A 21,635-nucleotide genomic window follows, 5' to 3' on the forward strand; every position below is an offset into this window, starting at 1 on the left:
TCAAAATATATGCAAAATTCAATAATAATTTCACGGAAAATCGAAAAAAATATATAAAATAATTATGAAAACGCTAACATATATCTGATTTGTTAGAAAATCTAACATAACGTAAATGAGTGAATAAAAATACAGACTCACATAAAGGAGTCTGTATCTTCTATTTGCAAAATTAAAAAGTCGGTTTCTAGTAGATCAACACCAATCGATTCAGATTCAGTTGCAAACTGTTCGCCATTCCATACATTTGTAATTCTTTTCTTACCTAAATTTATTGGTGCTTGAACTGACTGTTTTTCGCTTGAGTTATTAATTATGATTAAAAAATGAAAATAATTATTCTTCCTTTCATACATAACAATGTCAGGTTGGTCAGTTTGTACCCAATTAAACTCACCGTCATTTTCTAAAACTGAGTATTTATTTCTTATAGAAATCAATTTTTTGATTGAATCAAAGATACTTAAATTAAATTGTGTTTTGTCCCAAAGCATACAGCTTCGACATTCAGGGTCATTTCCACCTTGTAGACCAATTTCATCTCCGTAGTAGATACATGGAGTTCCAAAGAAAGTAAATAAAAAAACATATAATAGGATCACTCTTTTTTCATTTTGATTACATTGTGTCAGTATTCTTGGTGTATCATGTGAACCTAATACATTGAAGAGTGCTTTGATTACAGGTAATGGGTACTGAGCGATTAAATCGTTAATCGAATATTGAAATTGTATCTTTGAAATCGTTTGATAACCGAAATAAGCAAAAAGTGATTTCATTAGAGGATAATTCATAACAGAATCGAATTCGTCACCTCTTAGCCATGGCATTGCATGGTGCCAAATCTCACCTACAATAAATAAATCCTTTTTAAGTTCCTTCATTTTTTTATTAAATAGTTTCCAAAAATAATGATCGATTTCGTTTGCTACATCTAAACGCCAGCCATCAATATTAAATTCTTTTATCCAATAAGAACCTATTTCGATTAAAAAATTCTGTACTTCTTTATTTTCTGTATTCAATTTTGGCATTTCCTTTACAAATGAAAAAGTTTCATATGCCAAGTTATTTTGTTCATCTTCAAAAAAGTGAAACCACTCAAAAAAGGCGGATTCCCTTCCGTTTTGCAAGGCATCCTGAAATGGGGGAAAGGATGCACTAGTGTGGTTAAATACTGCATCAAGCATTACTCGAATATTATTTTCATGACATTTTTCGATTAATGTTTTTAAGACTTTTTCATCTCCAAAAGTAGGATCTATTCTAAAATAATTAATTGTATTATATTTATGATTAGAATTTGCTTCAAAAATAGGAGTTAAATAAATTCCGGATATTCCTAAATTTTTAAGATAATCTATTTTTTGAATAACACCCTCTAAATCACCACCAAAATAGCTTGAACTCGTTGGGAGAGTAGATCCCCACGGAGTAGAATTTTTAGGGTTATTCTTGTTATTTCCACTAGCAAAACGGTCGGGGAAAATTTGATACCAAGTCGTACTATTAATCCAACTCGGGGGCGAAATTAAATTGTTTTTATGAAGAAATGGCAATGTAAAACAATTCGACTGATCATTGAGATTAAAATTGTTTGAAAATCCGCCCTCACCGTAAGATAGAGAATCTTGCTCATTTTTTAAAAGGAATTGATATTTCATTCGTTTATTCGGAGGGATCACATTTACTTCCCAGTAGTCAAATAGTTCTGTGGAAAATGCAAGATACATGGAGAGTGATGATTCAATTTGCCAACCTGAATCATTAAATTTGAATGGATCTCCGAAATAAAAAATAATTTCTGTGCAATCACCTTTTTTTGTTCGAATTCTTATACGATAGGTTTTATCATCTATTGAAAAAGCATATTGATCATATGGCTGATGATATATTGATTCAATTTGCATGATCCCACCCTTTATTTTTTAGTAAAATGTTATTATTAATGTCTATAAGGAATTAACTTGCTATCTAATTTAGTAACAGTATAATTAAATAGTGTGTGCAATCGCTTCCATTTTTATGAAATTTAAATTAACATTTGAATTTCATTGTAATATTTTGCAAAATAATGTAGAGAGTGAAATTTATGTACATGCGAGTGTCTTGCAGGGGGAGAAAAAATGAGGCGATTTGGTTTATTAATACTAGCGTCTGTACTATTTTTTAGTACATTACCAAGTATTAGTTTTGCAGAAAAAAAGACAACAGATTTAAAAAAAGAAATGATTTATCGAATTTTAGTTGATCGTTTTTTTGATGGTAATCCTATGAATGATAAAAATACAGACCCGAAAGATTTAAACAAATCTCAGGGTGGGGATTTAGATGGTATTACCCAAAAATTAGATTATCTTAAGGATTTTGGATATAATGCTATTTCGATTTCACCTATTTTTGAGAATGACGTAAATTCATATGATGGATTCTCCGTCGTTAATTTTAGAAAAATTGATCCAAGGTTCGGAACAAATAAAGACCTTCAGAAGTTGGTCAAAGAAGCGCATAAACGTAAAATAAAAGTTTATATTGATTTTGTTACAAATAATGCTTCGCCAAATAGTGAACTTGCTAAAAAAACGGATTGGTTTAATCCAGAAAATAGTACAAGTTCAGAAAAGAAATGGATGAATGGGTTACCTGATTTTAACCAAGATAACAATGAGGTAGCAAATTACTTAATCGAAACAGCTAAGTATTGGATGGATCAAGCTAATTTTGACGGATATAATTTACAAGAAGTAAATAATGTACCTGTTTCTTTTTGGAAATCATTTAACAATGAAATAAAAAAGAAAAATCCAAACTTCATCTTATTTGCTGATTTAAATGCTTCAAGTGAAATAGATCTAAATAAATATAAAAATTTAGGTTTTAATGGGATTTATAATGTAGATTCTGTAGATGATTTGGCAAATTCATTTTCTTCACAAAATCAATCTTTAACTGACATAATGAAGCTACAAGTGGATTTAAGTAAGCAGTTAGGCTCGACATTAATGATTAACTATTTAGATGATGAAATGACTAAGCGCTTTGTTTCATTAGCCGTAGAAAAAGGTGAGTATCCACCTTCAAGATTAAAGTTGGCACTTGCTTATTTATTTACAACACCAGGAATCCCATTGACTTATTATGGGACAGAAATTGCACTAAATGGTGGAAACATTCCTGATAATCGAAAAGGAATGGATTTCCGTACTGATGAAGATTTTTCAAAATATATTAAAAAACTGACTGAATTAAGAAGAACTTTACCGTCTCTTTCTGAAGGGGATTTTGAAGTGCTTTATGATGATTCTAAAGGTATGACTTTAATTAAGAGACATTATAATGATGAAACTACGATCGTTGCAATAAATAATACTTCGCTTGATCAAAAGGTTCATTTAGATTTTGATGTCGTTAAAAAATCTAATGAATTAAGAGGTATGTTAAGTGATGATTTGGTTCGTCCAAATAAAAAAGGATTCGATATAGTCCTTAAAAGAGAATCTTCAAATGTTTATGCAGTTGCACCTAAAACTAGTTTAAACATTGGCGTGATTATTGCAATACCATCCATTTTTGTTGCGTTTATCATCTTTTTATGGTTTGCAAGAAGACGTAATAATGAGGTTAAATAAATACTAGTTTGCTTAAGCTTAGAATACTTGAAATGATTGCTGTCTTTTTTAGTATTCTAAGCAAATTAGAAGAGATTGAATCCACTAGATTCCAGTAAAATAAACGGGACATCGCCTTGTGAAGGAAGATGTGGATTTTATCAAGAATCAATAATCTTTTAAATAGAGTCTACATCTAAAGAGAAAATGATAACGTTTACATTCATTCGTAAATAAGGGGAATTAAAATGACGATTACAATTAAGGATGTTGCGAAGAAAGCGAATGTAGCGCCTTCAACGGTGTCTCGAGTTATCTCAAACAACCCAAGAATTAGTGAAAAAACAAAGAGGAAAGTTAGAAAAGTAATGGATGAACTAAATTATCATCCTAATTTAAATGCAAGGTCGTTGGCTAATCGATCTACGAAATCGATTGGATTAGTTTTGCCACCAGCATTAGATACATCATTTCATAATCCTTTTTTTGCAGAAGTGATTAGAGGTGTGACAGCGTATTCGAATCAAAAAGATTACTCTCTTTATTTTATTACAGGAAACAATGAAGATGAAGTTGAGCAAACTGTGATTAAAACAATTAGGGGTAGAAGAGTCGACGGAATTATTCTACTTTACTCAAAGGAAAATGATAAGATTATCGATTATTTAAATGAAAATAATTTTCCTTTTGTATTAGTAGGGAAGCCTGTTCATTCTATGGATGATATAACGTATATTGACAATGATAATTATGCTGCTGCGAGAGATGTGACTAATTATTTAATTGATCTTGGACATCGACAAATTTCATTTGTTGGAGGAGACAGTAGTCTTCTAGTAACTCAAAACCGATTACGAGGATTCCAAGATTCAATGCAATTAAACGGACTTTCTGTAAATGAAGAAGAAATTATATTTACATCATTTACGAGAGACGGTGGAAGGAAAGCAGTAAATCAAATGCTGGAACTTAAGGAGCTTCCGACTGCAATTGTTGTGACTGATGATGTATTAGCATTAGGAATTATAAGTGTATTAAGCGAACATAACATTTTAGTCCCAAATAATATTTCAATTATTAGCTTTAATAATGCAATTTTTGCAGAATTAGCAAATCCACCATTAACATCTGTAGATATTAATATTTATCAATTAGGTAATGAAGCAGCAAAAAATATTATTTCAAAAGTTGAAGAACCAGATGGTACTGAAAAAAGTATTATCGTTCCATATAAAATAGTAGTCCGTGATACATGTGTAAAGAATGAGAGATTAACGTTAGTAAGTGGTTAATTAAATTTATAAAAGTTAAAAAAGAGGATGATTACTTTCATCCTCTTTTTCTATGTATAAGTTTATCGGTAATTCAGGAATTGAACGTCAATAGTTAAATCTGCACCTTTTACAGCAGCGATAATTGCTTGTAAATCATCTCTACTTTTTGCAGTTACACGGATTTGATCATCTTGAATTTGTGATTTTACTTTTAATCCACTATTTTTAATGATTGTATTGATTTTTTTTGCATTTTCTTTATCAATACCTTGAACTAATCTAGCTCTTTGTCTTACAGTACCACCTGAAGCACCTTCAACCTTACTGTAATCTAGGTTTTTAATAGGAACATTACGTTTAATTAATTTATTAATTAATACGTCTTTTAATTGCTCTAATTTATAATCGTCATCTGATACTAAAACTAGTTCTTCTTTTTCTAATGCAATTGAGCTTTTGCTTCCTTTAAAGTCATAGCGAGTTGCGATTTCTTTTGTAGCAAGTTGAATCGCATTCGAGACTTCTGGTAAGTCAACTTTTGAAACAATATCAAATGAACTTTCTTTTGACATAGATAGAATCCCTCCAATTCGTTAATACTTGTATTATAGTGTATGATAGACGAAGTAACAAACTTTCAGGTTAGCATGATATAATAATTTTTAGTTTGAAAGTTAAGAGAGGATGTAACAAAAAATGAGTTTACAAGCAGGAGAGATTGTAACTTTAGTTTGCAGTCGAGAAACGGATATTGGGTATATGCTTGTCCAAGATCAAGAAGAAGTATTTTTACATAAAAATGAGGCATCTGGTGAAGTTGAAATAGATCAAGAAGTTACTGTATTTTTATATCATGATTCCAAAGGTAGACTTTCTGCAACGATGGAAATGCCATTCATTACAACAGAAGGTTATGGATTTGCAAAAGTAGTAGATAAACTTGATGGAGTGGGTGTTTTTGTAAACATCGGCATTTCAAAAGATATTCTATTAGAAAAAGGTGACCTTCCACCTCTTCAAGAAGTATGGCCTGAAGAAGGCGATGAAATTTTTTGTACGTTAAAGCAAACAAACAAAGGTAGACTATTAATTAAAATTGCTACTGAACCAGTCATGAAAGAGTTTTCTGTACCGGCTGAACCGAGTATGCTTAATAAAAACGTTACAGGAATCATCTATCGTACTTTAAGAGTAGGTTCTTATATTTTAACTGATGAACGATTCATAGGTTTTATCCACGAATCACAGAGAAAAACTGAACCTCGTATTGGTGAAAGGGTAAGTGGACGCATTATTGATGTAAAAGATGATGGAAGTATTAACGTGTCACTTTTACCAAGGGTACATGAAGGATTAGATCAAGAAGCAAATGAAATTTATGAATATATGATGAGCCGTGGTGGGGCAATGCCTTACTGGGATAAGAGTGACGCAGAGGATATTAAAGTAAGATTTAATATTAGTAAGGCTTCATTTAAACGAGCGATGGGTAGATTATTAAAGGAAAATAAAATCTATCAAGAAGACGGTTGGACATACGCAAAAGAACTGTTTGAGAAGAAAGAGCAATAATTAGAATGTGAAACCACTTTATAGAATGAAGTGGTTTTTTTGCTATTTTTTTACAATTTACAGGCATACTAAACATATGAAAATTTAGGAGGCTTGTAGGTGAATGACAAAAAAGAATTGTTCATAAAAGTTCTTGTAGTAATATTTGGTGCATTTATGAATGCATTTGCGATGAATTGTTTTTTAATTCCTGTCAGTGTTTATTCAAGTGGTTTTTCTGGTTTAGCTCAGTTACTTACTAATTTATTAAATGATTTTACACCTTTTAGGGCTTCTACTGGTATCTTACTTGCAATATTAAATATTCCTGTAATCATTTTAGCATGGAAAAAAATAGGTCGATCTTTTACGTATTTTACGATTTTAAGCGTTGGAATCACTACGCTATTTTTAGAAGTAATTCCAGTAACGCCTCTATTCTCAAAAGATATTTTACTAAACGCAGTATTTGGTGGATTAATTGTTGCGGTTGGGATTGGATATACTTTAAAGTTTGGTGCTTCAACAGGTGGGTTAGATATAGTTGCTCTAGTATTATCACGTTCGAAAGGAAAACCCGTTGGTACATACTTCTTCCTGTTTAACGCGTTAATTATATTAACAGCAGGCTATATTTATGGAATGGAAAAAGCACTTTATACATTAATTAACCTATATGTAACGTCTAGATTCATTGATGCAATTCATACAAGTCATATTAAAGTAACTGCCTTTATTGTAACGACAAAAGGTGATGAACTGCGTAAAGAAATTCATTCGAAGCTAGTGCGCGGAATTACTGCAATCAATGCAAAAGGTGCCTTTACGAATCAAGATAAACAAATTTTAATGATGGTACTATCACGTTATGAGCTATATCATTTATCGAAAGTCATTAAATCAGTTGATGAAAAGGCGTTTACAAATATCGTTCAAACAATTGATGTGTTTGGGGAATTTAGGAAGTTTTAGGTATTAATGATGATTAGAGCTTTGGAGATTAAATATTAGATGCAGTTAAAGTGTTACAAATAGAAATGCGGAATAGTTTTTGATGGTGTTGTTGGTGAGTAGACTTGGGATTTGATAATTGCTCCTATTCAATAAAATAATTGTTCGAATAGGAGCATTAACATTTAATTATTAATTTTATTTTTCATATTTTTTAAAAACGCTGGAAATTTAACTACAATATTATAACTAATATAAAAATAAACAATAAAGAAGATAGTAAATTTCCAAGTGAATTCTGTTTTATAATCTATATAGGCATAAAATGCAGAAACTAGTAAAAATAAAATAGACTCTATCAAATATTTTCTAATTAATCTCAATAGAAATCTACCCTTCCATTTTTGGGGTATTTATCTTTACTATCAAACCAATTTGCTGCAGCTGTTCCTATGTCAGAAAAACCAAGTGCGAATTCTAATGCAAAAGTTGCCATCGTAGCCAATGTTGGAGCACCCCAAGCTATTAATTTACTTTTAACAGTCTTAGAAAAAATTTTAGAAGCTTCCTTGTACCTTTATTTAAGAAATACGTCCATTTGTAAGCCTAGATTTATAGCAGTTCCAACAACTTTGTTAGTTAAATAAATATTTAATTTTCTGCTCATTGTTTGAAAGTTTTGTCCGTTTTCTGAGAATAACTCATTAACACTATCCTTAATTATGTGTGCATTTTCATATGATAGATCTTTCACTTAGTTTTTAAGTGCAGCATTAGATACTTCAAGTTGCTCAGGCGTCATCTCTTTTAAAGTAGGTATACTTTCGAAACTACCTTCCTCTTCAGATGAAATAGCTTCAAGAAATGTTGAAGATGTGGCATGCGAAATCGGATTAGCACCATCTTCATGAACAGCTGTCACTTTTACATAGTAAACTGTACTATCAGAATAGTTTAAACCACTTCCATTAACTTCAAATGCTTTTGAGTATAACTTATAAGGATCAGTAGCGTGAACCATCACGTTTATAGTTTACTTGTCCATTATCTATTTGAGCGTCTTTAGGAAACTATTCAGAAAAATTTACAGGTACAAAAACTAATTGGCCAGAATTCAAAAAAGTCCTGGAAGATTTAAAGGAAGGTGATACTTTAGTTGTAACAAAATTAGATCGACTAGCAAGAAATACTAAGGAAGGAATTGAGATTATTGAATACCTTTTTAAAAGAAGTGTTAAAGTTCATGTTTTAAATGTAGGTTTATTAGAAGATACTACGATGGGGAGATTCTTCTTACAGACAATGCTTGCGGTTGCTGAAATGGAAAGAAACATAATTATCGAACGAACGCAAGAAGGAAAAACATTAGCTAAACTTCGTGACGATTTTCGTGAAGGTAGACCTAAAAAATATGGTAAGAAGCAAATTGCTTTTGCTCTGTCATTATTAAAGACTCATTCATATAAGCAAGTAGAACAGTTAACAGGAATAAGTAAAAGTACTATTATAAGAGCAAAGAGACAAGAAATTAAAAATGACAATTAATAGATTTTAAAAATGAATAAAAAAATTCACCACTAAAAAGAGGTGAATTTTTTTATTATTTTTTGGTATTTCCATTAAAAACTACTATAAGTCATTTATCAAAAAGGTAATTGTTGGGGAGAAAAAAGAAAATGTATTAAAAGGGCAAATAGCTTTCTTGCTTGTCCCCCTCCATATTAGACAGTATGGCCCTTTCTTTTAACTATCTACTATAAGGGGATAATAACATTTAAAGATTTTTTAATCCTTATAGAACTAATTTGACTTAGTTCTATAAAGGACCTTATTTTTTCTTTAATTTTTTAGACCTTAAAATTGAGTTTCTAATTACGGATACACTAGTACTAAAAAACATAACTATAAAAAAAATCAACTTATCACTTATTTTACCAGTAAAAAAAATGTAGATAAGTAATGCACTAAAAGCAACAAAAATTGCAATTAATATGTCTAACTTTTTCATTATAACCCCTTAATTTGATTGATATTTAACCCATGTAGGTATATACTTTATTCCTGTTAATGTAGGTACTTTATTTACACGAATTATAACACCATGTGGAATAGTCGAAGCAAGATATCCGCCTAATGCCATTATACTAGCAGCAGCAATTCCAGCACCAAACGGAAGAGGTAATGTACTTGCAATATAACCTGCACCTCCAGATACTGTGACCCCAGCTGCACGTACAACATTTTTGCTAAGGTAAATCTTATATCCCCACCAATAAGACTCAAGTTTAGTTACGCCATCTATATAAGATCTATTAAACTCATTTACAGTATATGTTAAATTATCTGTACCAACTGAAACAGAGCCACCATTACTTGAGTAATATATTTCCTGATTTAGTTGGTTAGCTTCTGTAACATTTTGTTGAACCAACTGTAATTCATCTGCACTAAGAATTGTAGATAAAGCACTAGAATTATTTACAGAAAATTGACCAGAAGAGTCCATGTCTATATAAGGCGATGCTTTATCAATCAACTCTTGATCGAGTTCAGGGAAAGAAGCAAATTGTGTATCAGAAATCTCGCTTGTGCCATTCGGATAAACTGCAACTATCCCAACAGAAACTCCTTCTGCTAATCTAAAGTCTTTTTCCTCATTATACATTGAAGCAGCATATGCATTGTAATAAATTCCGGCAGGATTAGTTGGTATTTCTGTTCCTTTTCCATCTAAATGAAGTTGGTATCTATGATTCTGGTTAATTTCCTCATCAGTCGGCCAAATTCCTTTATCTTTCGATGACCAAGATGTTGTATTGCCAGTATCAAAGTAGTCATAACTTTCTCCATTGAATATTCCTACTTTATATCCTATCGCACCTGGAAGACTTTTCCAAGTAACATTAATGTAACCAGTAGTACTTTCCTCACTATTCTTAATAGCTTGCACTTCTGGCTGTTCAGGTCTTTCAAGCGTAACGGCTACACTTTTTGAGATTTTAGGACTTGAACTAAATGTTTCAGCATGTGTTAATGATGGAATAGCTGTACTGACCATTGCAGCTGATAAAACCACTGGTAAAGTCTTTTTAATTACTTTTTTCATAATAATTGCTCCGTTTCATATAAATTTATTGCTGCATCTACTGCGACTTAACAACTTTAGTATCGTTTATTTCCAATTATTGGTCAATCGGGTTAATTTTTGCCTGATATATAGATAATTCGACTTTTTTCGAGCTACAAATGACAAAAAAATACAAAAAAATTAAAATAAATTGTGTTAATTTTGTAAAAAAATGGAATCGAAAATTGGATAAGATCTAGCGTAAACAATAAAAAATGTAAAACATAAAACATACTGTATTACCTATCAATCTAGAAGATGTTGCGATTGAATAAAAAAATTTAACATATAAAAAAATAATTTGGTGTTTGAGAGGGTCGTTTTTAGCATCAAAAAATTAAATAATTTGTATGTAATTGATTTAGCAGTATCAGTACCAAAGAAATAAAAAGAGGACTATAATAATCCACTTTTTACAATTACATTACTTCAAATAGTTAGAATTCATTGTTTAAATTAATTAAAGAAAAAACGATTTTAACATATATGTTTACGTTAACAAATACAAAGGAGGTTAGTAAACAGAGCAACATTTTTGGTCACGCCCTGTATTTCTCCACAAAATATTCATAATATATTTATTTATTACTCTTGATCTAATGTCGCCAACAGATGAAACGACAATTTGACGTTTGAGAAAGCCGTTTTAACGCATCAATATATACATTTATGAAATTATGTATGCAAATATAAACGTTAATATTTATGTTTGCATATTTCTTTTGAATATTTATCAATATTCAATAATTCATTTGAGATATTCAAATAGTTAGAGCTTAAATTAATCTATAAATTTATTTTTTATTAGAGGGGATTAAAAATGCAGGAGCCTAATTTTATGTACAGATTATCCAATGAAATCATTACTCTATTATTTGAGGTATCGTGAGCCCTTATTTGATATATTGCATTTCAAATAAGGACAGTACATGTTGATTAATATTTGATATTATTAATGTGTTGTTGCAGAGGCTTTTTTATATGATTCATTAAAACTCAAAGTAAAAAGGACCATTCCAGTAATGCTTGAATGGTCCTTTTTTCATTTGTTTTGATTTTGTATTGTTCTAAAGTTTTTTCTGTACACTATCATTATACAAAAAATATTCCCCAAAAACCTCACCGAGTTTGTGGAGGGTAGTTAGCTTTTGTTTAGCAAATTTTTTAATTTGTTAAAACCTTTAGAAACACTTATATAATAGTGTTTCTAAAGGTTTTTTTAAAATATTTACATCGGTTAAATATTCTTAATAATAAGGCTTTTTCAAGTTTAGAAAGTTCTTATTGTCTTTCAGAAAGATTTAAATATACTTAAACTATTAGATGAAATTTTACATGTTTTTTATTCAATTAAACCGTTTTAAAAATATTAAAGATGATCGACACTTTTAGAAAAAGATTTCTTACCAGCCTGTGCATTTTTACTTTCTTGTGCATTTTTCTTTTCTCTTACAGCGTTATTATCTTTTGCTTTTTTGTCATTATCACTAGTAGGCATATTTAAGCTCCTTTATAAAAAATGATAATGTTAGGTTTGCCTTTATCACTTTAATTATGTATGAGTGTTCGTTTTTACATTTGGCTTTTGTTAAACAAGTATGATGTTTTTACAGAGGCAATTTTTAATATAGAGAGAAGTTTTATTTTTTTGAGGAGGAAGCAGAGTTGGTGGAAAGAAATAAAGAGCTTTTATTTAAGCTGGTTGTAGTAATGATTGGTGGTTTCTTAAATGCGTTTGCAATGAATTGTTTTTTAATCCCTGCTAATGTTTATTCAAGTGGTTTCGCAGGTTTAGCGCAGTTACTTTCAAATATTATAACTGACTACACTCCGTTTACAGCAACGACGGGGATTCTTTTAGCGTTATTAAATATTCCTGTTATCGTCTTAGCATGGAAAAAAGTTGGACGTTCTTTTACGTATTTCAGTTTCTTTAGTGTAGGGGTAATGACGTTATTTTTAGAAATCTTACCTGTTAAACCGATTTTTTCAGATGATATTCTTCTTAATGCAGTTTTTGGTGGTTTAATTGCTGCGATCGGTATTGGAATGACATTAAAATTTGGTGGGTCTACAGGTGGATTGGATATTATCGCCTTAGTTCTTTCAAAATCAAAAGGGAAACCGGTTGGAACGTATTTCTTTTTGTTTAATGCAATTATTATCATTACAGCTGGCCAGTTATATGGAATGGAAAAAGCTCTTTATACTTTAATCAATTTATATGTTACTACTCGTGTGATTGATAGTGTTCATACAAGTCATGTTAAGCTAACAGCAATGATTGTCACTACAAAAGGTGAAGAGCTTAGAAAAGAAATTCATGCGAAACTTGTGCGAGGAATTACGCAAATGAATGCTACTGGAGCATTTACTAAGCAAGATAAAGATATCTTAATGATTGTATTATCTCGTTATGAATTATACGATTTGGAAAGAATTATAAAAAGGGTAGATCCAAAAGCTTTTACGAATGTGGTACAAACCGTTGATGTATTAGGGGAATTTAGAAAGATATAAATAGATAAAGACTAGCAAAAAGCTGAAATTTGCTAGTCTTTTTTTGTTAATGGATCGATTTATTTAAATTTAGGATTTTCAGGTTTTTGTTTTCCTGTTAATTCATTAAAAATTGAAGCAGAACTTTGAGTATTCTCGCTTAAATGATTATTTTTAAGTTGAAATCCGTACGAATCCATAAGCGTTTTAAACTCTCCAATTGTTAATGGTTTCGCATCCTCGGCTAATTCGAATCCTAATAAGCCATTTGGTTCAATTGTAGCAAACTTAATATCATCAAATTTATTAATTCCTTCATTTCGAATACGCATTTCTAATTGATCAACCGTTAACCGTAGCTTTTTTAAATTTTTAACATTCAACTTCCCGTTTTTTACTACAATTTTTGATTTTCCTGTAAAAAATTTTTCAAGAGTATTCGATTTCATCTGCAAATATTCTAATACAAGTAGAGTTAATACAAAAACTGTGGCAGCAACAATTGTTTTAGTTAAGCCTTTTTCAATAATTGGAGTAACGATAATTGTACCAATCGAAATCATAACAATTGTTTGGGGCAATGTCATTTGTGAAATTGATTTTCTTCCAGCTATTCTTAATAGTAAAATGCCAGCTAAAATTAGTATGAATGAATGAAAAATAGTATGCATCATGTTAATTCCCCTTTCAAATATGGGTAAGGAGTACATATATATTTGATAAAGCTTAATTATTTTTTATAGACAATTAGATAAATACTTAATTAATTTTTCTTTTAATTTTAAGATTTATGCATTTGTTTCTAAATGAACAATGCTACTAATCACAACAATATTTCGCTGAAATTTTAAAGTAATTTCTCAGCTTTTTGGTATAATTTAGGATAAGGATACTAAAAAGGTGGGGATTATTTTGAAAAAGGGAACGATTCTCTTATTAGCTTGTTCGCTACTTCTTTCTGGTTGTGGTGCAAAGAGCGACAAGGAAATAAAACAAACACCAAGTACAAAACAAACTGTAGGTCAAATTAATGAGATCGACGTTGAAAAGCTTTCACCAATACTTGAGATTACAGAAGCTAACGGGATTGTGAAGATGAAATATTCAATACGTAATGATAATAAAATCCCTGTGAATTTTACATTCCCTTCATCGCAAACAGTTGATTTTACAATTAAAGATGAGAGTGGACAAGTAGTTTATCAGTCATCTCGAGAAATGGCGTATGCACAGGTCATTACAAATGTTGCAATTCCAAGTGGAAAGGCGCAAGTTTGGCAAGAGCAAGTTAATTTTGTAGATAAAAAACTTCCAAATGGGAATTATGAAATAACTGCAATTTTCGTTGCAACAAAGGTTAATGAGAAGGATCTAAATGGAGAAATTAAACCAGTTACCCAAACAGTTTCTTACTAGAAACTTTCTCCAGTAAATAAGATATAAACAGAGTGTTTTCATAAATAAAAAACAACCAAAGGATTAATCCAATGGTTGTTTTTTGTTTTTAATGCTTTAAATTAAGCATTAAAGCTTTGTCTATTATTAGCTTTTCGCTCTTCTGCTTCAGCTAATGTAAAGTGATAAGGGAATTTTTCAGAGTACTTTGTAACAGAATCAGAACTTTGTTGAATAAAGCGCTTAGACTTATTACCTTTGCCCATCGTGATTCCCTCCTAAATAGGAAAGCTTTTTGTTTTTGACTTCTTAAGAAATTCCAATAGTAATTGATCAATATCAAAAAGTGGATAATCCTTATTGGTGAAGTCCTTAATAGAATGCACAATTAGCAAATTGTTATAAGTGGTTATTATTAGTTATCTTTGAAATTAATGACAACGAAAGTGCTATAAATTATAATTTTAAGTTGAAAAAATCTTCAAGAAAAATCGCGATTCCATCATCTTGATTAGATAATGTTTTGTGGTTGGCAATATTCTTTAATTGATGAATAGCATTATCCATTGCAACACCATGGCCCGCATATTCAATCATTTCCAAATCATTGTCCTCATCACCAAAAGCTATAATGTTTTTTCGAGGAATATTATAGTAAGATGCTACTTTTTGTAGTCCTATTGCCTTATTCATACCAGCTTTAACAATTTCGATTATATGATGAGGTGCTGCCCAGCGGCGGTGATCAATTACCTCAGCATGGACATTTGATAAGTGCTCACGAATACTTGCAACATGAGACTCATCACTATCGATTAGAAGACATGTTGGAGCTTGAATAAGATTTTCAACTAAATCTCCATGGATAATATCTTCTTTTAAATAGTGGAAAAGTGGGAGTATCTCCTCTTCGTGTTTATCAGCGTATACATCGTCCATTACTTCAGCATACATATTTTTTAATTCATACTCTCTACAAGAACTAATTACCTCTTTTGCTACTCCTAAAGGTAATGATTCGTGATAAACTCCCCATGAATCATCTAGAGGGTGATGAACATAAGCACCATTAAAGTTTACAATTGGAGTTGTAAGGTTTAATTGTTCATAATACATTTTACTAGCTCTAAAAGGTCTACCTGTTGAAATACATACTTCATGACCCTGAGTCTTTAACTGTTGGATCACTTTTAAAGTACGTTCGGATATTATTTTTTCATCCGTTAATAAGGTGCCGTCTAAATCTAGTGCAATTAAGTGTTTTGTTTTCATATTCATCACCTTTTATTTTTTAATGTGAATCTTTTTAAGAAAAAATATTATTGGGTAAAAAGCCAATAATTACTAATGATACCATCTTTTTAAAAGAAAAAACTTTATTTTTAGAGGAACAATAAGAACCTAAATAGAAGGAGGAATGAATTATGGGTCAAGCACATCAATTTCGACCAGGCGACAAAGCACCAAATAATGGGGTATACGTGGAAATCGGTGAAACAGGAAGCAACGTAACTCGTCCAAAACAAATTAAGCTTCAGGCTGGAGAAGTTTTTCCAGATACACAAAACCATAACAGAAAATGGACATATAAATCTAAATTTAAATAATTGATTGTAAATTTAGCATAATGGGCTCAATATTAAAAACTTAAAAAAGATAAAAAAAAGCGCTTTCGATTAATTGATCGAGGGCGCTCTTTTATGTGTTTACAATATACAAAATATTGAATGTATTTATCAAAATTTTAGTATTTTATAAATTATCTAAAACTATAAATCATGACATATGTATATACCAAGTTGAACGTTTTTGGGTGCTACAACATATGTTATATATAGATTTTAGTGGTGTTTTGCAACAGGTTCATTAGGAATTATTGCTTCGCTAAGAACTGAAATAGCTAATGATAATACTACAGCCATAACTGAAGCAGTTGTGAAATTATATACTCCGCCAGTCATTGAACTTAAAACGTAAGCTCCCATTTGGCATAAAACAAAGCTCCAGAACAATGTCATAATAAAACGCACTCTAATCACTCCTATCTAGTTAGTTCTTATCATATTATATACCTAGAAATTTGATAATTGAAGTTATAATTAAAAAGTTTTAATTAAAAAAAGTAACTTAAGAATTTTTTTATACCTATTTTATAATTCCCCAAAAATACTACATTAATAATAAGGTGATAAGAATGCCTGTAACTGAGAGGTTTTTTAAACAAGAGGATCAATATGCAGTTATTCATCTACCTATTAGACCGAATGGTTTCGGAGTACTCTATGTCGGTGGGAATACACATTACGTAGATAATGCACATAGTTGCTTATTGCAGCATTTTGATAAAAGAAAGCTATTATCAACTTTAACAGATGAAGGATACACAGTATTCACTTCAAATTTATATGGGAAAAATTGGGGTTCTGATGACGCTGTCGATTTAGCAGAAAGCTTATATCATTCAGTTATGAGAAAAGAAATTTTGAATCCATCAATTCATATAATTGGGGAAGGTACTGGAGCATTAGTCGTTTGTAAATTACTTGGCCTCTTAAAAGGAAAAGTCAGAAGTATTTCATTATTAAATCCTTCGTTAAATTTAAAAAATGAATTAGATTTAGAAAGAGAAAATAAACTGTTCTATAAAAGAACAGTTCATGAAATTTTAAAAGCATATAAAGCTTCGGATATATATATGGTTATAGATAGAGAATGTTTTTTTTATGAAACAATCTCACCAATTAAAATTTACACAACAACGAGAAATCATTATAAATGGAAAAGCGATATTAGACTTTTAGAAGAAGAGCGACATAAAAATAATTTACCGCTTTCGATTTTGATTTCATTAGAAGAGAAAAAATTTGATTGTGGAAAAAACTTAATAAGGTTTTTAAAAAAATATCAGGATGTTTTATAGTCTCTATATTTTTTTTGAATAAATTTCCTAAAAGAAGGAGGTTAATAATGAAAAGGTGTGCTGTTATTGGATCTAGTGGATTTATAGGATATGAGTTGGTTTGCCAACTAATGGAATATAATGATGTTTCAGCCGTTGTGATGGAAAAAGGAAATGAAAGTGATTTAATAAGTGAAGAAAAGATCTTCTCAATTGGAAGAAATGCAAAGGTCATCTTTTTGGATGAAGAGCAATTTTTAGTAGAGAATGAGCAATATGATACCATTTTTATTTGTCATTTTTATGACGAACTTAAGTTAAAAGGTACAATTAATAGTATAGAGTTTACCGAAAAACTGTTTAACAAGATGATTGGCAAAAGTAAGGATATTATCTTTTTATTATCTTCAAAAAAAGAATTAGCAGATTTAGAAAGAACAGTTAATGAATTGAGTAAAAATATAGATTGCAATATTACTTATATTGAAATTCCATCTTTATATGGACCCTGGGAGCCATCTGCCGGCTTAGTACATGAATTAATTGTTCAAGACCTAGGAAAGAGAAATGTTTCGATTAAAAATGTATACGGTTCTAATGAAATTCTATTTGTAGAAGATGTAGGGAAAGCGATTCGGATCATTTCTGAGAAGGAATTAAAAGAACATAAATATATCATCACAGCTAAACAATGTATGTTCTTACCAGAGGACGGGAATTTCACTGGATTACAAAATATGATCGAAGGAATAAAGTTCGCTCAAATGAGAAACTATATTGATGCAACTCCTTTTGTTATTATTAATTCAACTTCACTTGAGGACGGTATACAAAAGCAAAAACAGCAAATTCAACAGCATTTTCATCTTTACTAATGAAATACATTCCCCCTATATAGACTTCATGAGTATGAAGAAAATACTTCCTCAACCAGCATATAAAGAATGATAAAAGGAAATAGTTCGTTTTTGAACTATTTCCTTTTTTGTAGTAGAATACATTAGTTTAAAAATTCGCTTTGGATTTAAAGTTCGTCCAAAGTGGTATTCTTTTTAAGAAATGATCTAACTTTTTTACATAGCCTAGATTTTAAAAGATAAAAATGTAGACAAAGTACATATTATTTCATAAAATTAGTACCAGGTAATAATAAGAAGAAGACATAAAAATAATAAAGTAAGGCGGGGATATTCATGAATGCTGGAATTTTAGGTATTGGCTCATACGTACCCGAAAAAAAATTAACTAATTATGATTTAGAACAAATGATGGATACTTCAGATGAGTGGATTGTTAGTCGAACTGGAATTAAAGAAAGAAGAATTGCTAGTGACGAACAAGACACTTCTGATTTAGCATATGAAGCTGCGGTAGAAGCTTTAAAAGATGCAAATGTAAAAGCAGAAGAACTTGATTTAATTTTAGTTGGAACTGTTACTCCAGATAAGTCGTTTCCATCAGTTGCATGTGTAATTCAAGAAAAACTTGGAGCTAAAAATGCTGCTGCAATGGATATTAGTGCAGCTTGTGCTGGATTTATTTATGGTGTTGTTACTGCAGCTCAGTTTGTTAATACTGGAACATACAGTAGAATTCTTGTAATCGGAGCTGAAAAGTTAACTAAAATTGTTAACTGGGAAGATCGAAACACGGCAGTTTTATTTGGTGACGGTGCAGGTGCCGCGGTTATCGGACCAGTAAGTGAAGGCAGAGGAATTCTTTCTTATGAATTAGGTGCGGACGGTACTGGTGGTAAACATCTTTATAAAGGTGGAGATCACTTAATAATGAACGGACGAGAAGTGTTTAAATTTGCAGTTCGTCAAATGGGAGATTCTTGTGAAAGTGTATTAAAATTAGCAGGATTAACGAAAGAAGAAGTGGATTTCCTAATTCCACACCAAGCAAATACTCGTATAATGGACGCAGCAAGAGAAAGATTACAGCTACCTAAAGAAAAAATGAGTGTAATTATTGATCGTCATGGTAATACATCTTCATCTTCAATTCCAATTGCATTAGTTGAAGAATATAAAAAAGGTAATGTTAAAGAAGACGATGTATTAGTATTAGTTGGATTTGGCGGCGGATTAACTTGGGGTGCAATTGCACTTCGATTCGGAAGATAATCTAATTGAAGGAGGATTTTTTTGATATGAAAAAACGAGTTGTTATTACAGGTTTAGGTGCAGTATCACCTATTGGTAATGATATAAATACAGTATGGGAAAGTTTAATGAATGGAAAGAGTGGAATTGGTGCTCTGACTCGAAAAAATCCTGATAATTTCCCTGTTAAAGTTGCGGGAGAAGTAAAAGACTTTGATCCTGAAAAATATATTGATAAAAAAGAAGTAAAACGCATGGACCGTTTTACTCACTATGCGATTGCAGCTTCAAAAATGGCTATAGAAGATGCAAACTTTACGATTGACGAAGAAATTGCGCCAAAAGTTGGTGTTTGGATTGGTTCTGGTATCGGTGGTATGGAAACATATGAAGAACAGTTTAATACTTTCCAAACAAAAGGTGCACGTCGAGTAAGCCCGTTCTTTATTCCGATGTTAATCCCTGATATGGCATCTGGACAAGTATCTATTTTAACAGGTGCTAAAGGTCCAAATGGTTGTACAGTTACAGCTTGTGCTTCTGGTGCAAGTTCGATTGGTGATGCGTTCAAAATTATTCAACGTGGCGATGCAGTTGCAATGATTACTGGTGGTGCAGAAGCACCGATTACTGATATGGGTCTTGCTGGGTTCTGTGCTGCAAGAGCTTTATCATTAAATCCAGATCCAGAGAAAGCATGTCGTCCATTTGACAATGCTCGTGATGGCTTTATTATTGGTGAAGGTGCTGGTATCGTATTCCTTGAGGAATTAGAACACGCATTAGCTCGTGGAGCGAAGATTTATGCAGAAATCGTTGGATACGGAACAACAGGTGATGCACACCATATTACAGCACCAGCTCCAGGTGGAGAAGGTGGCGCACGTGCTATGAGAATGGCACTTGATGATGCTGGTTTATCAGTTGAAGATATTCATTACATTAATGCACATGGAACAAGTACTGAATTAAACGATAAATTCGAAACGATGGCAATTAAAGAAGTGTTTGGCGAACATGCATACAATGTACCAATTAGTTCAACAAAATCTATGACTGGTCATATGCTAGGAGCAGCAGGTGGAATTGAAGCAATTATTACGGCATTAACAATCCATAATAAAGTAATTGCTCCAACGATCAATCACCAAGAAACTGATAGCGAATGTGATTTAGATTATGTACCAAACGTTGCTAGACCATTTAATGTAAAAGCAGCAATTTCTAATTCATTAGGATTTGGTGGACATAATGTAACTTTAGCATTCAAAGAATTCTCGAAATAAGTTAAAATTCATTTTTATAATGTTTGGATACGGAGCTTAGGTATATACCTAAGCTTTTTTTATTTGAAATCATAATGTGAAAAAAAGTAACTTTCACTAGTTGATTATCATACTTTATAGTAAATTGAGGTGATTAACTTGGGATAATACCAACTTATAAATGGGTTGATTTTATTGAAGATAAACAAATGGTAATGAAAAAACTTTTACCATATTTTCCGAAATATAATGAGGAGAGTTTATATAAATATCTTCTTTCCCACGGTTTATCGAGACTGTCACCATTGAGTAAAGATGATCTGAAACAACTAGATGAAAAAAGTGTATGGAAAAGCCTTTCTGAAGAGTTTGAGAAGTTGAAAAAAGAATTTAATGGACCTGACCTACCTATAATTATTTTACCTTGTCATAGAACGGGAAATCTGTTTAGAAACACGACTTATCAAAGAGGTGGGATCGCACATAAAAATTGTATTTGTTTATTTTTGTCTCCTTTAGAAGGAATTTTACAACATAAAGCAGTATTATTACATGAGTATCATCATATTGTAAGATTGACAAAACTATATAAAAACAAAAAGGTCACATTACTTGATGCAATGATTTTAGAAGGTTTAGCCGAAACTGCAGTTTTAGATAAGTATGGAGAAGCGGTTCAAGCACCATGGACAAATCAGTATTCTTCCAAGCAATGTGAATTATATTATAAAAAATATTTAATTGATAAACTTGATATAACAAGTAATGATGATAATTTTTCAAAATACTTGTATGGTGGGAACGGAATTCCAAAATTATTGGGTTACAGTGTTGGATATGACATTGTTAAAAGTTGTACAGAGCAGACAGAATGGTCAACTGATATCCTTTTAAGAACGCCAAGTAAAAAGATTAAGGAAAATACAATTCATTATATTTCGATTTGAATGCAAATGAT

Annotated in this window: 22 protein-coding genes and 1 pseudogene; 13 read left to right on the forward strand and 10 right to left on the reverse strand. The window is 31.1% G+C overall.

What is annotated here, in order from left to right; all coding sequences use genetic code 11:
- Window positions 1-137: 137 nt before the first annotated feature.
- Entirely contained in the window at window positions 138-1,910 is a 1,773-nt protein-coding gene (locus ACFWM3_RS08195) for a glycoside hydrolase family 13 protein (RefSeq protein WP_390311003.1), read from the reverse strand.
- A gap of 216 nt (window positions 1,911-2,126) precedes the next feature.
- Here ACFWM3_RS08195 and ACFWM3_RS08200 point away from each other — a divergent pair, with 216 nt between their 5' ends.
- Window positions 2,127-3,629, forward strand: a complete 1,503-nt coding sequence (locus tag ACFWM3_RS08200) for an alpha-amylase family glycosyl hydrolase (protein WP_390311004.1) — start codon at window positions 2,127-2,129, stop codon at window positions 3,627-3,629.
- Window positions 3,630-3,856: 227 nt separating this feature from the next.
- Complete coding sequence (locus ACFWM3_RS08205) at window positions 3,857-4,900, forward strand: LacI family DNA-binding transcriptional regulator (RefSeq protein ID WP_390311005.1); 1,044 nt, start codon at window positions 3,857-3,859, stop codon at window positions 4,898-4,900.
- A 62-nt stretch (window positions 4,901-4,962) separates the two neighbouring features.
- On the opposite strand, the gene ACFWM3_RS08210 is transcribed toward ACFWM3_RS08205, so the two are convergent.
- Window positions 4,963-5,454: a YajQ family cyclic di-GMP-binding protein gene (locus tag ACFWM3_RS08210; RefSeq protein WP_390311006.1), complete on the reverse strand. Its 492-nt coding sequence runs from the start codon at window positions 5,452-5,454 to the stop codon at window positions 4,963-4,965.
- Between the two features lie 124 nt (window positions 5,455-5,578).
- On the opposite strand from ACFWM3_RS08210, the gene ACFWM3_RS08215 reads away from it, so the two are divergent.
- Both ACFWM3_RS08215 and ACFWM3_RS08220 read left to right on the forward strand, forming a co-directional pair.
- Window positions 5,579-6,454: a CvfB family protein gene (locus ACFWM3_RS08215; RefSeq protein WP_056473604.1), complete on the forward strand. Its 876-nt coding sequence runs from the start codon at window positions 5,579-5,581 to the stop codon at window positions 6,452-6,454.
- Window positions 6,455-6,553: 99 nt separating this feature from the next.
- On the forward strand, window positions 6,554-7,405 hold the full coding sequence (locus ACFWM3_RS08220; RefSeq protein ID WP_056473606.1) for a YitT family protein: 852 nt from the start codon (window positions 6,554-6,556) through the stop codon (window positions 7,403-7,405).
- Between the two features lie 358 nt (window positions 7,406-7,763).
- Here the strand turns inward: ACFWM3_RS08220 and ACFWM3_RS08225 are convergent, their stop codons facing one another.
- Together ACFWM3_RS08225 and ACFWM3_RS08230 are read right to left on the reverse strand one after the other, a co-directional pair.
- On the reverse strand, window positions 7,764-7,889 hold the full coding sequence (locus ACFWM3_RS08225; RefSeq protein ID WP_390311007.1) for a hypothetical protein: 126 nt from the start codon (window positions 7,887-7,889) through the stop codon (window positions 7,764-7,766).
- Window positions 7,890-8,138: 249 nt separating this feature from the next.
- On the reverse strand, window positions 8,139-8,408 hold the full coding sequence (locus ACFWM3_RS08230) for a hypothetical protein (RefSeq protein ID WP_390311008.1): 270 nt from the start codon (window positions 8,406-8,408) through the stop codon (window positions 8,139-8,141).
- A gap of 47 nt (window positions 8,409-8,455) precedes the next feature.
- Here ACFWM3_RS08230 and ACFWM3_RS08235 point away from each other — a divergent pair.
- Window positions 8,456-8,929 (forward strand): annotated as a pseudogene (locus tag ACFWM3_RS08235) (recombinase family protein); the annotation flags it as partial.
- Between the two features lie 472 nt (window positions 8,930-9,401).
- On the opposite strand, the gene ACFWM3_RS08240 reads toward ACFWM3_RS08235, so the two are convergent.
- Entirely contained in the window at window positions 9,402-10,490 is a 1,089-nt protein-coding gene (locus tag ACFWM3_RS08240) for a hypothetical protein (protein ID WP_390311009.1), read from the reverse strand.
- Window positions 10,491-11,880: 1,390 nt separating this feature from the next.
- The gene (locus tag ACFWM3_RS08245; protein WP_082459548.1) at window positions 11,881-12,009 is read right to left on the reverse strand and encodes a DUF3941 domain-containing protein; all 129 of its coding nucleotides are present in this window, start codon (window positions 12,007-12,009) and stop codon (window positions 11,881-11,883) included.
- A gap of 212 nt (window positions 12,010-12,221) precedes the next feature.
- Here ACFWM3_RS08245 and ACFWM3_RS08250 point away from each other — a divergent pair, with 212 nt between their 5' ends.
- Entirely contained in the window at window positions 12,222-13,031 is an 810-nt protein-coding gene (locus tag ACFWM3_RS08250) for a YitT family protein (RefSeq protein WP_390311085.1), read from the forward strand.
- Window positions 13,032-13,090: 59 nt separating this feature from the next.
- Here ACFWM3_RS08250 and ACFWM3_RS08255 read toward each other — a convergent pair whose 3' ends face one another.
- Window positions 13,091-13,681, reverse strand: coding sequence for a DUF421 domain-containing protein (locus tag ACFWM3_RS08255; protein ID WP_390311086.1), 591 nt, complete (start codon window positions 13,679-13,681; stop codon window positions 13,091-13,093).
- A gap of 241 nt (window positions 13,682-13,922) precedes the next feature.
- Between ACFWM3_RS08255 and ACFWM3_RS08260 the strand changes: the two genes are divergently transcribed.
- Window positions 13,923-14,426, forward strand: a complete 504-nt coding sequence (locus ACFWM3_RS08260; RefSeq protein WP_390311010.1) for a BsuPI-related putative proteinase inhibitor — start codon at window positions 13,923-13,925, stop codon at window positions 14,424-14,426.
- 101 nt (window positions 14,427-14,527) lie between these two features.
- Here ACFWM3_RS08260 and ACFWM3_RS08265 read toward each other — a convergent pair whose 3' ends face one another.
- Entirely contained in the window at window positions 14,528-14,671 is a 144-nt protein-coding gene (locus ACFWM3_RS08265; RefSeq protein WP_165347023.1) for a hypothetical protein, read from the reverse strand.
- A gap of 190 nt (window positions 14,672-14,861) precedes the next feature.
- Window positions 14,862-15,677, reverse strand: coding sequence for a Cof-type HAD-IIB family hydrolase (locus tag ACFWM3_RS08270; protein ID WP_390311011.1), 816 nt, complete (start codon window positions 15,675-15,677; stop codon window positions 14,862-14,864).
- Between the two features lie 152 nt (window positions 15,678-15,829).
- Between ACFWM3_RS08270 and ACFWM3_RS08275 the strand changes: the two genes are divergently transcribed.
- The gene (locus ACFWM3_RS08275; protein ID WP_056473610.1) at window positions 15,830-16,012 is read left to right on the forward strand and encodes a YjzC family protein; all 183 of its coding nucleotides are present in this window, start codon (window positions 15,830-15,832) and stop codon (window positions 16,010-16,012) included.
- 234 nt (window positions 16,013-16,246) lie between these two features.
- Here ACFWM3_RS08275 and ACFWM3_RS08280 read toward each other — a convergent pair whose 3' ends face one another.
- Window positions 16,247-16,435 (reverse strand): YjzD family protein, encoded by a 189-nt coding sequence (locus ACFWM3_RS08280; protein WP_056473612.1) that lies wholly within the window; start codon window positions 16,433-16,435, stop codon window positions 16,247-16,249.
- Window positions 16,436-16,599: 164 nt separating this feature from the next.
- On the opposite strand from ACFWM3_RS08280, the gene ACFWM3_RS08285 reads away from it, so the two are divergent.
- The 5 genes from ACFWM3_RS08285 (at window position 16,600) to ACFWM3_RS08305 (ending at window position 21,624) form a co-directional block, all read left to right on the forward strand.
- Window positions 16,600-17,325, forward strand: a complete 726-nt coding sequence (locus ACFWM3_RS08285) for a hypothetical protein (protein ID WP_056473614.1) — start codon at window positions 16,600-16,602, stop codon at window positions 17,323-17,325.
- A gap of 47 nt (window positions 17,326-17,372) precedes the next feature.
- Window positions 17,373-18,179: a hypothetical protein gene (locus ACFWM3_RS08290; RefSeq protein WP_390311012.1), complete on the forward strand. Its 807-nt coding sequence runs from the start codon at window positions 17,373-17,375 to the stop codon at window positions 18,177-18,179.
- Between the two features lie 318 nt (window positions 18,180-18,497).
- Window positions 18,498-19,433, forward strand: coding sequence for a beta-ketoacyl-ACP synthase III (locus ACFWM3_RS08295; RefSeq protein ID WP_056473618.1), 936 nt, complete (start codon window positions 18,498-18,500; stop codon window positions 19,431-19,433).
- Window positions 19,434-19,459: 26 nt separating this feature from the next.
- Window positions 19,460-20,698, forward strand: coding sequence for a beta-ketoacyl-ACP synthase II (fabF, locus tag ACFWM3_RS08300; protein WP_056473619.1), 1,239 nt, complete (start codon window positions 19,460-19,462; stop codon window positions 20,696-20,698).
- A 188-nt stretch (window positions 20,699-20,886) separates the two neighbouring features.
- Window positions 20,887-21,624: a DUF2268 domain-containing putative Zn-dependent protease gene (locus ACFWM3_RS08305; protein ID WP_390311013.1), complete on the forward strand. Its 738-nt coding sequence runs from the start codon at window positions 20,887-20,889 to the stop codon at window positions 21,622-21,624.
- The last annotated feature ends 11 nt before the right edge of the window (window positions 21,625-21,635 follow it).

This window comes from Gottfriedia sp. NPDC058432 (assembly GCF_042721555.1).
In the GTDB taxonomy this organism is placed as follows: domain Bacteria; phylum Bacillota; class Bacilli; order Bacillales; family Bacillaceae_G; genus Gottfriedia.